The organism is Pseudomonas sp. CHM02 (assembly GCF_000612585.1).
Lineage (GTDB): Bacteria > Pseudomonadota > Gammaproteobacteria > Pseudomonadales > Pseudomonadaceae > Aquipseudomonas.
This window is the reverse complement of the sequence record NZ_JFCA01000022.1, coordinates 79,247-92,429: the sequence shown is the minus strand read 5'-3', so window position 1 is coordinate 92,429 and position 13,183 is coordinate 79,247. Positions and strand designations below refer to the sequence as shown.

The 13,183-nt window shown below is 60.9% G+C and carries 13 protein-coding genes and 1 pseudogene; 5 read left to right on the top strand and 9 right to left on the bottom strand.

The features are described 5' to 3' along the window. Positions 1–120 precede the first annotated feature (120 nt). The 4 genes from BM70_RS31880 to BM70_RS31295 form a co-directional block, all read right to left on the bottom strand. Positions 121–693: a CHRD domain-containing protein gene (locus BM70_RS31880; RefSeq protein WP_025856705.1), complete on the bottom strand. Its 573-nt coding sequence runs from the start codon at positions 691–693 to the stop codon at positions 121–123. Positions 694–795: 102 nt separating this feature from the next. Further along, entirely contained in the window at positions 796–1,416 is a 621-nt protein-coding gene (locus BM70_RS0114650) for a LysE family translocator (protein WP_025856704.1), read from the bottom strand. An 88-nt stretch (positions 1,417–1,504) separates the two neighbouring features. After that, positions 1,505–2,047, bottom strand: a complete 543-nt coding sequence (locus tag BM70_RS0114645) for an adenylate kinase (protein ID WP_025856703.1) — start codon at positions 2,045–2,047, stop codon at positions 1,505–1,507. Positions 2,048–2,079: 32 nt separating this feature from the next. Continuing rightward, positions 2,080–2,685 (bottom strand): TetR/AcrR family transcriptional regulator, encoded by a 606-nt coding sequence (locus BM70_RS31295; RefSeq protein WP_043274264.1) that lies wholly within the window; start codon positions 2,683–2,685, stop codon positions 2,080–2,082. A 185-nt stretch (positions 2,686–2,870) separates the two neighbouring features. On the opposite strand from BM70_RS31295, the gene BM70_RS0114635 reads away from it, so the two are divergent. The 3 genes from BM70_RS0114635 to BM70_RS0114625 all read left to right on the top strand — a co-directional run bounded on the left by BM70_RS0114635 (position 2,871) and on the right by BM70_RS0114625 (position 4,835). Further along, positions 2,871–3,374, top strand: a complete 504-nt coding sequence (locus tag BM70_RS0114635; RefSeq protein WP_025856702.1) for a GNAT family N-acetyltransferase — start codon at positions 2,871–2,873, stop codon at positions 3,372–3,374. A gap of 117 nt (positions 3,375–3,491) precedes the next feature. Beyond that, a complete protein-coding gene (locus BM70_RS0114630; protein WP_025856701.1) occupies positions 3,492–3,920 on the top strand; it encodes a molybdopterin-binding protein in 429 nt (142 codons plus the stop codon). 147 nt (positions 3,921–4,067) lie between these two features. Then, positions 4,068–4,835 carry a pyrroline-5-carboxylate reductase gene (locus tag BM70_RS0114625; protein ID WP_025856699.1) on the top strand — a complete coding sequence of 256 codons (768 nt, stop codon included), beginning with the start codon at positions 4,068–4,070 and terminating at the stop codon, positions 4,833–4,835. On the opposite strand, the pseudogene BM70_RS33615 reads toward BM70_RS0114625, so the two are convergent. The 4 genes and pseudogenes from BM70_RS33615 to BM70_RS0114610 form a co-directional block, all read right to left on the bottom strand. Continuing rightward, positions 4,830–4,937 (bottom strand): annotated as a pseudogene (locus tag BM70_RS33615) (thiol-disulfide oxidoreductase); the annotation flags it as partial. The gene BM70_RS0114625 and the pseudogene BM70_RS33615 overlap by 6 nt on opposite strands. A gap of 85 nt (positions 4,938–5,022) precedes the next feature. Next, on the bottom strand, positions 5,023–6,360 hold the full coding sequence (locus BM70_RS0114620; RefSeq protein ID WP_025856698.1) for an MFS transporter: 1,338 nt from the start codon (positions 6,358–6,360) through the stop codon (positions 5,023–5,025). A gap of 199 nt (positions 6,361–6,559) precedes the next feature. Beyond that, positions 6,560–8,713, bottom strand: a complete 2,154-nt coding sequence (locus tag BM70_RS0114615) for a TonB-dependent siderophore receptor (protein ID WP_025856697.1) — start codon at positions 8,711–8,713, stop codon at positions 6,560–6,562. 182 nt (positions 8,714–8,895) lie between these two features. Continuing rightward, the gene (locus BM70_RS0114610; RefSeq protein WP_043274255.1) at positions 8,896–9,387 is read right to left on the bottom strand and encodes an Lrp/AsnC family transcriptional regulator; all 492 of its coding nucleotides are present in this window, start codon (positions 9,385–9,387) and stop codon (positions 8,896–8,898) included. 121 nt (positions 9,388–9,508) lie between these two features. Between BM70_RS0114610 and BM70_RS0114605 the strand changes: the two genes are divergently transcribed. Together BM70_RS0114605 and BM70_RS0114600 are read left to right on the top strand one after the other, a co-directional pair. Then, entirely contained in the window at positions 9,509–10,543 is a 1,035-nt protein-coding gene (locus BM70_RS0114605) for a histone deacetylase family protein (RefSeq protein WP_025856695.1), read from the top strand. A 58-nt stretch (positions 10,544–10,601) separates the two neighbouring features. Continuing rightward, the gene (locus BM70_RS0114600) at positions 10,602–12,029 is read left to right on the top strand and encodes an amino acid permease (RefSeq protein ID WP_025856694.1); all 1,428 of its coding nucleotides are present in this window, start codon (positions 10,602–10,604) and stop codon (positions 12,027–12,029) included. On the opposite strand, the gene BM70_RS0114595 is transcribed toward BM70_RS0114600, so the two are convergent. Further along, positions 12,007–13,041: an alpha/beta fold hydrolase gene (locus tag BM70_RS0114595; RefSeq protein WP_025856693.1), complete on the bottom strand. Its 1,035-nt coding sequence runs from the start codon at positions 13,039–13,041 to the stop codon at positions 12,007–12,009. The genes BM70_RS0114600 and BM70_RS0114595 overlap by 23 nt on opposite strands. Positions 13,042–13,183 lie beyond the last annotated feature (142 nt).

Sequence of the window (13,183 nt, the reverse complement as noted above, 5' to 3'; positions counted from 1 at the left end):
GCGTTCGTCACGCAACCCGGCCTGTTCGCGCGGGGTGCTCAAGGGGGCCTCGGTGTTCAGATACCCCAGGGGTGTCCCCAGCCTTGCCGAGCCCCTCGATCAGGGCCTTTTGCCCGAGGCTCAGAACGGCCAGAACTTGAACCAGCGAAACGACGTGGAAACTTTTCGATCGCACTCCAGAAGCTGGGCCCTGACTTCTCCGGCAGGCTGGGCGGAGGTCGAAACGTTTACATACCAGCGCCCCGCAATCAGATCTTCCATCTGCGCCGGCGACAACACCGCCTTGCCACGCAACGCGTGCCCCTCTGTGTCTTCCACCGCGGCAGCATTGATCTTTTCCCTGGCAATCGGAATCTGGAGCGTGCCCACTTGTCCCTTCCCGGCAGGGCCGAAGAAGCCAACGGCGATGGGTACGCCACTCAATCGTGCGTAGTGGATAGACCATTCCAGCACCCTGGATTCGATCATGAGGCTGACCTCTGCCGATCCGCCTCCGTCGCCACGGGCAGGAGGCACAACCTGTTCCGTCTCAAGGCTGGGGCAGGACAGGTATAGCCAGCGTTCTTGCTTGGGGGCTGTCGGAGACGGTGCCTCACCCCTGGCACTCGATGCATGGACCGGGAAGGTTGCTACAGATAAAGCGAGGGCAGCGATCATCAGGCACACCGCCTCAGGTCTGTGGCTCCGTTTCATGTGTTCTCCTTGCTTTATTGGGCAGTGTGCTTGGGGTGAGCCCAGCTTGATTGCTCATTTCCATGTGACGACTGTCAGGGCAAAGCGGGATGCGGGGCCGTTCTAAACCCTGCGCGCGGTCAACAACACCGTCGCCGCCGCCGACAACAACCCCGCGCAGCAACGATTGAAAATCCGCTTGCCTCGAGGCTCGGCAAACCAGCGACGCATATGCAGCCCCATGTAGGCGTAGACGCTGATAGCGATCCATTCCAGCACCAGGAACAGCGCGCCCAGCAGCGCGAACTGCGGCGTGATCGGCTCGCCGGGAACCACGAATTGTGGCAGGAACGCCGTGAAGATCAGGATGGCTTTGGGGTTGCCCGCCGCCACCAGAAACTCCTGACGTGCCAGCGCCCACAATCCCACCTTGGCCGCCGCCGGTTCCGCCTCGGCCTCGGGATTGGCCCGCCACAACTGAAACGCCAGATAAAACAGATACGCCGCCCCCAGGATCTTGATCCCGTAGAACAACAACTCCGACGTTTGCAGCACCACCGCCAAGCCAGCCGAGGCGAGGGCGATCATGCCGGCGAAGGCCAGCAAGCGGCCGATACCGGCCAGGCATGAAGTGCGGTAGCCGTAGCGTGTGGAATTGCTGACGGACAGCAGGTTGTTCGGGCCCGGCGCCATGTTCAGGGCGAAGCAGGCGGGGAGGAAGAGGGCGAGGGTGGCGAGTTCCATGGCAGTTCCTGGTTTGCGGGGGACGGGGAGGCGTGAGGATAAGGGGAGTCGGTAGCGATTGGACAGCCTCGACCGTTCCGGTTTCCAGCTATTTCCCTATTTGTGACATCGCCTTAACGACGTCCGCGGCTATCTGCTCGGCACTGTTCGTCCCGTCGATCCGCAGGACCCGCGCCGTTTGCTGTGATAGCCATGCCTCGTGCCACGCGCGGTTGCGTCCCGAAAAGCTGGGGTCGTCGTACTGCGAAGCCCACTCCTTGAAGGCCACGTGTATCTGATGCATGTCGCCGCCGGGTGCAATCCGGTCGCCAAAGCGCGCCGTTTCACGCGCGGTCAGCCGTTCAAGACGAACGGGCGTTGGGGTCGCCACGAACACAATCAGATCGGCATCAGTAATCAGTGCGTCGCCCCAGCCCAGGCAAGAACCGGTCAGTACCCATTCGTCGTCACCGAGTGCCTGCCGCATCAGTGACACGCGGTCAGCGGGAGGTCGCTTGGTCGTGAACGGGGGGCTGGTGGGCATCCAGTAGTAATCATCGACATCGACCTGGCGTACGCCGAGGCGCGTTACCAGGTTTTGCCCCAGGGTGGTCACGCCTGCGCACGAAGCGCCGGTAATGTATATCCGCATTTTTTCTCCATGAATGCCTGCCGGCGTCGAGGTCAGCACGATAACCCAAATGGCTCATTCGTTTGCATAACACCGCTGAGCACCATGTGAGTAATGGTCGCTGCAGCGTTGTGGTAGTCGGTGGCCGCTGGATGTTGCGTCCCTGTAATGAGCGACATTTGCCAAGCAAGATTTGTATAGGTTCGGGTTGCTGACCAGATGAAAAGCATCAGGTGCTCAGGGTCTACGGGGGCGATCAAGCCGCGTTCAATCCAATTGCGCAGGAACTCGACGTTGTGCTGCGCCTCGGCTTGCAGCAGTGCCTTGTGCTCTTGCGGCAGATGCTTGGCACCCCGTAGTAGCTCGTGACTGAAAACCTTCGAGCTGAGCGGGTTTTCTTGGACGATGCGGATTCTTGCGTGTATGTAGGCGTGCAGGGCGACGGCTGGGTCGTCGCTTGCTCGAAGGGCCGCCGATGCTTCCAGCAACGGCTCGACAAAGCTCAATAAAACGTTTGCGTAGAGGTTCTCTTTGCTTTGAAAGTAGTAATAGATATTCGCCTTGGGTAATCCAGCGCGTGCTGCGATTTCACGAATTTGAGTCGCGTCGAAACCTGTTGCCGCAAACTCCTCGCTGGCTGCATTCAGGATGAGGCGCATGGTGCGATCGCGGATGCGGGGCGTCGTGACTTCGAGAGGCCCTGTCAGGGCACGGGTATCGATGTTAGAGGTTTTCATAAGGCAGGGGCGAAGGGCGGGTCATGGCTGTATCTTTTTTATAGGTTATCGCAATATACAAAAATACATAGCGAATAACCTGTGCTTTCTCAACAAAGGAGTCATCAATGCCTTTTTCTGTTCGCGAGGCGGTAAAAGACGACTGCCTGCGCATCAGCCAGATTGCCGCACAAACATTTGCCTTGGCGTGTCCGCCGGACACGCCGCCGGCGGAGATCGATGCGTTCATTCAGGAAAACCTGCTGCCAGAGCACTTGGAAGCACTGCTGCAACGCCCTGACAAAGAACTGCGAGTGATCCTGAATGAAGGGCAGGTTATCGGTTACAGCATGGTCAGCCTCAGGCCCGAATCGCTGGGAGTGCCGCTCGCCGATCATGTGCCCGAGTTGACGCGCTGCTATCTGTCAGCGAGCCATCATGGGACCGGTGCGGCTCAGTTCCTGCTCGACCACACACTGCGCAGCCTCCAAGGCCCTGTGCGGTTGACGGTCAGCGAGAGCAATGAGCGTGCCCTGCGTTTTTATCAACGCAATGGTTTCAAGACCGTTGGCGAGACGCACTTCCAATGCGGCGCAGACCTGCACCGCGATTGGGTGATGCTGCGCTGCTGACATGGCGCAGAGCGCGCTCTTTCTCCCGCAACACGGCGCTGTAGTTGTCTTTACACAGCGCTAAGCTTGATGATGGCGCCAATTTCTAACCTGCAAGTCAAGAAAAGAGGCATTCCCATGAAAGTCAGTGCACGTAACGTATTCAAAGGCCAGGTCAGCCAGGTCCAGGAGGGCGCGGTCAACGCTGAGGTCGTCCTGACCCTGCCCGGCGGTGAGCAATTGGTGGCGGTGGTGACCATGGAAAGTATCCGTAACCTCGGCATCGCTGTCGGCAAGGAAGCGGTCGCGCTGGTCAAGGCACCGTGGGTGATGCTGATGACCGAATCCAGCGATATCCGTCTTTCGGCGCGTAATTGCCTGGAAGGCAAGGTGCTGAGCGTGAACGACGGTGCGGTGAATGCTGAGGTGGTGATTGAGCTGGCGGGCGGTTCGAAGGTGTTTTCCATAGTGACCCGCGATGCGGTGGCAGAACTGGGCCTGGTGCCGGGCGTGAGCGCGACGGCGGTGATCAAGGCTTCCCATATCATCCTGGGCGTACCGGCCTGATAAAGACCCTGTGGGCCGGTGCGTTCCAGCCCACAGGTTTTTCGGTTGAGGATGCCTGCGCGCCGACATCAGCCAGCCTCCTGTCCCGCGGGCCAACGGGTCTATGCCTATGATGCAGTCCGACACTGAGTTCAAGGAGCAAACAGAGTGCTGAAGATCGGAGTCCTGGGCGTTGGTGAGTTGACGGAAAAGGTCGTGATCGGCCTGCGCCGCAGCGGGTTTGCAGGGCGGGTGCTGCTTTCGCCGCGCAACCACGAGCGTGCACAACAGCTGCGCAAGGTGTGGGCGTGTGACGTGATGTCCGACAATCAACGGGTCGTCGATGAGGCGGACCTGTTGTTCCTCGGTGTGCGCCCGGAGGTGGTCGAGCCGCTCTCGAATGAAGTGCAGCTCAAGCCCCGGCAGACGCTGGTGTCGCTGGTAGCCGGTTTGAAGATGGACGCGTTGCAGCGCCACTTCCCACAGGCGCGTCCGGTGCGCGCGATGCTGTCGTATGCCGCCCAGATCAACCAGTCAACCGTCGTGATCACGCCGGGTGGTGAGCCCCATCAAACACTGCTGGGGGCACTGGGCTCGTTGATCGTGCTCGACCAGGAAGACGCATTCGAATTGGCCACCGTCGCGGCCTGCATGAACGGCTGGTTCTATTTCTTTCTCAGCGATCTTCAACGGTGGTTTACCGATAAGGGCCTGTCGCACGAGCAGGCCAGCCAGTTGGTGATGGGGAATATGCAGGACTGCCTGGCCAGTGCCCTGCACCCGCCGCATGCCAACCTGGAGGTGCTGGGGAATGCCATTGCGACGCCGGGGACGTTTACGGCGGCGGGGCTGGATGTGCTCAGGCGTAACGGTGCGACGCAGGCGTGGAGAGAGGCGTTTGATGAGGTGTTCGGTCGGTTGCACAAAGGATCATAGCGGCGCCTTCAAAAATCGCTGTTCATGACCCGGATGTGGCAACAGGCAAGTGTCGCATTTCCCCAAAAACCGATAGCGATTGCGTGCGATGCGGTCGTAAGAGGCGGTTAGTACCGATCCTACCTGCTTCGGCACCGCCGGCATTTCGGTCGCCTGATACTCCGCGAGCGCAGCAGTCCCCACAGGATTATCGCGAGAGCAATGGCTCGGCGTCTTTTACCTCCGTGCCCACGTCGTGCAGGGAAACCCTCGATGTCTCCGGCAGCGCCAGCCCACCGGCCAACGCCAGCAGCGCCACCGCGATCAGGTAAAACGCCGGTGACAGGTTGCTTCCCGTGGTGCTGATCAACCAGGTTGCCACCAGCGGGGCTGTGCCGCCGAAGATCGTGTACGCCATGTTGTAGGTAATCGCCGAGGCGGTGTACCGCGTGCGCGTCGGAAAGGTCTCCGACAGCAACGCCGCCGTGACCACCCCACACAGTACGGCGCCCACCGCCAGCAGCATCACGCCGACAATGGACGCCGCAAACGAACCGGAACTGGCCATCAGGAACGACGGGTACACCACCACAATCAACAACACGCACGCGGTCATCACCGTAACCCGACGCCCCACTCGATCCGAATACAGCCCCGCCAGCGGACAAATCGCCGCCGCGAAGATCAACGCAATCAGCGACACCAGCAATGCCATCGCCCGACTCAAGCCACCCGCTACTTGCAGGTACGTCGCAAAGTAGGTGGTGAACATATAAAACGACAGCGCCGTGAGTGACACAAAAGCGCCCAGGCAGCAGATCGCCGCACCATGGCTGCGCAAGGTTTCCGTGAGTGGCGAGTGGGCGATAGCGTGCTCCTGCTTAACGGCCTGGAAGGCTGGCGTCTCGTCCAGCTTCCAGCGCAGGTAGAGGCCCACCAGCCCCAGCGGTGCGGCGATCAGGAACGGCAGGCGCCAGCCCCAACTGCCCATCGCCTCGGCGGACAACGACGCTTCAAGTGCATATGCCACCACCGCGGCGGCGGCGAACGCGGAAAATGTCGACACCGGCACGAAGCTGCCGTACCAGGCGCGTTTGTCGCGGGGCGCATGCTCCATCAGGTAGGCACACGCTCCGGCGTATTCCCCTCCGGCGGAGAAGCCCTGGGCACAACGGATCAGCGACAGCAGAATCGGCGCAGCAACACCAATGGCGGCGTAGGTGGGCAGCAGGCCGATCAAGGTGGTGGCGCCGGCCATCAGCAGGATCGTCATGGCCAGGGTGCGTTTGCGGCCGATCCGGTCGCCGAGCATGCCGAAGAAAATGCCGCCCAAGGGCCGGAAGGCGAAGGCCACCGCAAAGACGGCGAAGGTTTTCAGCAAGGCGGCGCTGGCGTCGCCGCTGGGGAAGAATTGTTGGGCGATGGTGGTGGCGAGAAAGCCGTAGACGGCAAAGTCAAACCACTCGACGAAGTTACCGATGCCGGCGGCGATGATGACCTTTTTCAGGGTTTGGGGGCTGACCTGTTCGGTGGAGGGGCTCGTCATGGGGGAAGGCCTCGGGATAGCGGGGGGGATGACCGATTATCGGGGCAGGCGGTTGGGCGGCGGGGCCCAAAAGAGTCGTCCGCGTAGTCAGTAGCGACTTGATGGGATCAGAGCAGGCAGGAATCGGGCCAGGTGAGGGCGCGCAGTTGCATGTTGAAGAACGGCTACCCGGGCGGGTAGCCGTTGAGGGGGGCGGGGGTCAGAAGCTGTATTTGGCTGTGACGCCAAAGCTGCGCGGGTTCCCGTAGGTGTCGGTGGAACCCCAGGTCGGGCTGGTGCCAATTGCCGAATAGTAGGTACGGTCAAAAATGTTGTTCACGTTCAGTTGCAGGTCCAGGTGCTTGTTCACCTGGTAGCCGGCCATGACGTCCGCAACCGCATAGCTGCCTTGTTCCAGGCGATAGGTACTGCTGTTGGCGAGGACCACATCGTTGTACATGCGGCTCTGCCAGTAGACGTTGCCACCGATGCGCAGTTTTTCCAGCGGACCCTGGAAGCGATAGGACGTGGTGAGCTTGAACAGTCGCTCCGGGGTGTCGGTGTCAAAGCGCTGGTTGTCGTTGGCCGGCTTGGTGTCCTTGATGTAATGCGCGCGGGTATAAGTGAAACCACCGCCCACTTGCCAGTTCTCAGTGAGTGCGCCTTGCAGTTCAAGGTCGATACCTTGGCTGCGTACCAGGCCCGAGGCTTCATAGCAGGCAGTGATCGGGCATCCGACTTGGCTCTCAGGCAGCGTCGCGCGGTTTTTCTGGTCGATCTGGAACACGGCCAAGCTGGCATTGAGCGCGCCGTTGAAGTATTCGCCCTTGATGCCGACCTCGTAGTTTTCGCCGACGATAGGCTCCAGCGGCTTGTCCGAAAAATCTCGGCTGGTCTGCGGCGTGAAGATATCGGTGTAGCTGGCATAGACCGAGTATTGATCATTCAAGTCGTAGATCACGCCGGCATAGCGCGTGAGGTTGCGGGTCACTTTGTAGTCGCCGTCGCCCTGGCGGTCATCGTAGTCGTACCAGTCCACGCGGGCACCAAGGATCACCTTGAGCGGGTCCGCGAGGTTCAGGCGGGTGGTCAGGTACACACCATCCTGGGTGGTGATGCTGTGGCCTTTGCCGTCGCGTACGAAGTCCGGTTTTGCCCCATTGAGCGGGTAGTTGGTGTCGTAGGGGCTGTATTCCTTGGACGTCGCATCGTAGATGCGTTTGCTGGTGCCCACCACGACTTCGTGTGTACGGCCGAAGGCTTCGACCGGGCCGCTGGCGAAGGTGTCCAGGCCGTACTGTTTGTCGTCCTGGTGCGATTGGTAGGCGGTGCGCGCAAGGGTGGTGCTGTAGCGCGACTGGTACGTGCCGGTGAACACGCCGTCCAACTGCGATGACGAACCCGCGACGTGCAGTTTCCAGCCGTTGCCGAAGCGATGTTCGATGTCACCGAATACGGTGTCGATGGTCAGCTTCTTGTTTTCCCAGTCGGAGCCTGGGTTGGTGGAGCGGGGCAGGTTCAGGTGATGGCCATCTGTGCCGAGGGGCAAGCCGCCCCAGAAGAAGTTGGTCTGGTCTTCCTGGCGCGAGAAGCCCAGGGTGGCGGTGGTATTTTCGCTGAGGTCAGCTTCGCCGATGGCGTAGAACAGGCCGTGGTCGCTTTCTTCACCTTTGCGGAAACTGTTGGCATCCCGATAGGAGCCCACCACGCGCCCACGCAAGGTGCCGCTGTCATTCAAGGCACTGGAGGCGTCGAATTCACCGCGATAATCGTCCCAGCTGCCGGCGGCGCCCGTGATCGACACCTGCGGCGTTGCCGTGGGGCGCTTGCGCACAAAGTTGATCGCCGCCGAAGGGTTGCCGGCGCCGGTAACCAGGCCGGTGGCGCCGCGAATCACTTCCACGCGGTCGAACATTGCCAGGTTGGGTTGCACGCTGTTGGCGTAGCCGGAATAGGAGCTGGGGATGCCATCGAACATCATGTTGTCGATGTCGAAGCCGCGCGAGCTGTACGTCTGACGCCCTGGGCCGCTGGATTGGCTGAGGAACAGGCCGGGAGTGTTCTTGACCACGTCGTTGACGCTGGTCATGGCCTGGTCGTCCATGCGCTGGCGGGTGATCACCGTGACGGCCTGGGGTGTCTCGCGCATGGTCAGAGGTAGCTTGGTGGCGGTGGCCATCTCGCCGGTGGTGTAGGACTGCGTGCCTTCGGTCGTCTGGCCCAGCTGTTCACTGCTGATCTGGGTGGCACCCAGCTCCAGTGGTACGGCTTTTTCGGCCTCCGCGGCAAATACCGCTTGTGAGCTTGCAAGACAGACGGCCAACGCCATCAAACTGGGTGAAAAACCTTTGCCGCCAAGTTGTTGCACAGACATGGAACTGACTCTCCCCGAACGCCGTCCCTAGCGAATAATAAAGATGTTGATAATTATTCGCATCAGTGTGCCAGAACGAATCTGTAGGAAAAAGCCTTTAGAGAGAATTAGTTAACGAATTTTTCACATCTGGGTGGCGGCGTTTGGCCATAGCGCCCCAAAAATAGCCGCTGCAGCCCCCTTCATTCGCGCTTGGAAATCGCCACCCGACTTGTCGCCTTTACCTCACGCAACGCCAGGCTCGACTGTATCGACGCAATCCCCAACTGCCGTCGCAACACGCTCTCGACGAACTCGCTGTAGCTGTCCAGATCTTCCGCCAGCACCTGCAACAAATAATCGGCATCCCCGGTGATCTTGTGGCACGACAGCACCTGCGGCAGTTCCTTCACCACCGCCTCGAAGGCGTCGGGCGCGTGGTCGGTATGGATCGCGAAACGCACGTGCACGAACGCCATGATGTCCAGCCCGAGCATCTTGCGATCCAGATTGGCCTGGTAGTCCTTGATCACGCCTTCTTCTTCCAGGCGTTTGCGTCGGCGCCAGCAGGGCGTGAGGCTCAGGGACAGACGCTCGCTCAGTTGCGCATTGGAAATACTGGCGTCTGCCTGCAGCAGGGCGAGGATGGCGAGATCGGTGTCATCGAGAACGACCTGCTTGGATTTATTTTTCATAATTGCGCGCTGTATGGGTAAGAATTCCCGATAAACCTAACAGCGCCGCAAGTAAAAGCAAAGAAAGCCCGGCGTCGCCAGAACAAAATAGGCCCTGTCTTTTACTGGCGGATGTCCACACATGTTGACTGTTTTCAGCGAAGCCCACCGTTTGCACCATGGCACCGAACTCAAGGACGGCGTGCTCAAACCCTCGTTCGAACAACCCAGCCGCGCTGACACCGTGCGTGACCGCGTCCGGCAGGTTGGCCTGGGCGATATCATCACGCCGCGTCACTTTGACCGCGCCTGTTACGTTGCCGCCCACAGCGAGCGTTACGTGACGTTCCTCGAAACCGCCTGGGCCGAGTGGACCGCTATCGGCCGCAGCCATGACGCATTGCCCCTGGTGTGGCCGGTACGCGACCTGGCCAACCAACAGGTGCCCGAGTTCATCGACGGCAAGCTCGGTTTCTTCGCCATGGACGCCGGCTCGCCTATCACCCGCACCACCTGGGAGGCGGTGAAGACCAGCGCGGATATCGCGCTGACCGGCCTGGCGCTGCTCGATGAAGGCCACCACAGCGCCTTCGCCCTGTGCCGCCCACCGGGTCATCACGCCGCCCGCGAGTACATGGGCGGTTATTGCTACCTCAACAACGCCGCGATTGCCGCGCAGCACGCCATTACCCAGGGCGCCAAGCGCGTGGCGGTGCTGGATGTGGATTTCCACCATGGCAACGGCACGCAGAATATTTTCTACGACCGACCGGACGTGATGTTCATTTCCCTGCACGGCGACCCGCTGGTGTCGTACCCGTACTTTTCCGGTGCCAGCAGCGAACGCGGTGCCGGTGCCGGTGAGGGCTTCAACCTGAATTACCCGTTGCCGAAAAACACGACCTGGGCCCGCTACCAAACCGCCCTGGTCGACGCCTGCCAGCAACTGCGCCGCTTCGCGCCCGATGTATTGGTGATCTCCCTGGGCGTCGACACCTTCAAGGACGACCCCATCAGCCACTTCCTGCTCGACAGCCAGGACTTCCTCGGCATGGGCGAAATCATCGCCAGCGTCGGCGTGCCCACGTTGTTCGTGATGGAAGGCGGCTACATGGTCGATGAGATCGGCATCAATGCCGTCAACGTGCTCCACGGTTTCGAAAGCAACACCCGATAACAACAGCGCTCGACTTTTTCTTCTGCCAAAACTCAAAAACATAACAAGAGGTTTTGTGATGAAAACATCCACGCCCGGGCTTTGTGAAAAGCCTGCGTTGCAACGCACCCTGAGCAACCGCCATATCCAGTTGATGGCCATGGGCGGCGCGATCGGCACCGGCCTGTTCATGGGCTCCGGCAAGATCATTGCGCTGTCCGGCACCTCGATCATCCTGATCTACATGATCATCGGGCTCTTCGTGTATTTCGTGATGCGCGCCATGGGCGAGTTGCTGCTGTCCAACCTCAACTTCAAAAGCTTCGCCGACTTTGCCGGTGCGTACCTGGGGCCGCGCGCGGCGTTTTTTCTTGGCTGGTCGTACTGGCTGAGCTGGAGCGTGGCGGTGGTGGGAGATGCGGTGGTCGTCGGCGGCTTTTTCCAGTACTGGTTTCCCCATGTGCCGGCCTGGATGCCCGCCGTAGGCATGCTGCTCACCCTGTTCGCGTTGAACGTGCTGACGGTCAAGCTGTTTGGCGAAGTGGAGTTCTGGTTCGCGATCATCAAGATCATCGCCGTGGTGACCTTGATCAGCGTGAGCCTGGTGCTGATCGCCAGCTCGTTTGTCTCGCCCACCGGTGTCACCGCCTCGTTGAGCCATTTGCTGGATAGGCAGGTGGCGTTTCCCCATGGCCTGTCCGGCTTTTTCGCCGGGTTCCAGATGGCGATCTTCTCCTTCGCAGGCACGGAGCTGATCGGCACGGCCGCCGCTGAAACCCGTGCACCTGAGCGCACATTGCCCAAGGCGATCAATTCGATCCCGTTGCGCATCATCCTGTTCTACGTGCTGGCCCTGGCGTGCATCATCGCGGTGACTTCATGGCAGCAGGTCTCGCCGACCAAGAGCCCGTTCGTGGAGTTGTTCCTGGTGGCAGGCTTTCCCGCCGCAGCGGGTATCGTCAACTTTGTGGTGCTGACGTCGGCGGCGTCTTCGGCCAACAGCGGGGTGTTTTCTGCCAGCCGCATGCTGTTCGGTTTGGCCGACCTGGGTGACGCGCCGGGTATCTTCCGGCGCCTGTCGACCAGCAGCGTGCCCTTTATCAGCCTGGCCTTTACCACCTTGCTGATGCTGTTGGGGCTGGTGTTGCTGTTTGTGGTGCCGGAGGTGATGACCGCCTTCACCATCGTGTCGACGGTGTCGGCGATCCTGGTGATCTTTACCTGGTCGACCATCCTGGCGTCCTACCTCGCCTACCGCAAGAAACGCCCGGACCTGCACGCCACATCCATCTACAAGATGCCCGGCGGTGTGCCGATGGCCTGGATTTCCCTGGCGTTTCTCGCGTTTGTGCTCGGCCTGTTGGCGTTGCGGCCGGATACACGCCTGGCGCTGTGCGTGATGCCGGCCTGGTTCATCTGGCTGGGGATTGCCTACCAGTATTCACGCTGTCAGGGAGCCCATTGGGCGAAGGCGACGCACTCGGTCACAGATGATCCGCATCGATGACGGCCTTGGCAAACGCCTCCGGCGCTTCCTGCGGCAGATTGTGGCCAACGCCACCGGTGATTAGGCGGAACGCATATTTGCCGGTAAAGCGCTTGGCGTAGTCCTCAGGCTGCGGGTGCGGGGCGCCGTTGGCGTCGCCTTCGAGCGTGATGGTCGGCACACCGATGGACGGCGTCTGTGCGAGCTTCTGCTCCAGTGGGTCGTACTGCGATTCACCCTGGACCAGGCCCAGGCGCCAGCGGTAGTTGAACACGGTGATCGCCACGTGATCGGGGTTATCCAGGCCTTTGGCGCTGCGCTCGAATGTGGCGTCATCGAACTTCCAGTGCGGCGACGCCAGTTGCCAGATCAGCTTGGCGAAGTCGTGGGTGTTTTTCTGGTAACCGGCGGCGCCGCGCTCGGTGGCGAAGTAGAACTGGTACCACCATTGCAGTTCGGCCTTGGGCGGCAGCGGGTTGTTGCCAGCGGCCTGGTTGCCGATCAGGTAACCGCTGACCGACACCAGCGCCTTGACCCGCTCCGGCCACAGTGCCGAGACGATGTCCGCCGAGCGGGCGCCCCAGTCGTAGCCGCCAAGCACGGCTTGCTTGATTTTAAGCGCGTCCATGAAGTCGATCACATCACTGGCCAGCGCCGCCGGCTGGCCGTTGCGCAGGGTTTTATCCGACAGAAAACGGGTATCGCCGTAACCCCGGGCGTAGGGGATCAGCACGCGATAGCCCTTGGCGACCAGCAGCGGGGCGACCTGGGCATAGCTGTCGATATCGTAGGGCCAGCCGTGCAGCAGGATCACCGCCGGGCCAGTCGCTGGCCCGACGTCGGCATAGGCCACGTCCAGCAGCCCGGCCTTGACGTGCTTGAGGGCACCGAAGCCGGGTTGCGGGCTGACAACGGTCTTGGTGGGGGGCTCGGGCATTTCCGCATGGGCCATGCCCATGGTGCCCAATGGCAACAGGCCAAAGGCCAGGAAGAGGGCGGGGTGTTTGAAACGGCGAGTCAACTGAGCGTGCATGGCGAGCCTCCTGCGGCTTGATGTGTGCCGGGTGCTCAGTTGAACGCCTGGCTGTATCTGGCCTGTTTCAGGAAACGCGTTGAGTTAAAGATGGTGTATCGCCGCGGGCTCTGTACACACTGCGATACAAACCTGCCACGTC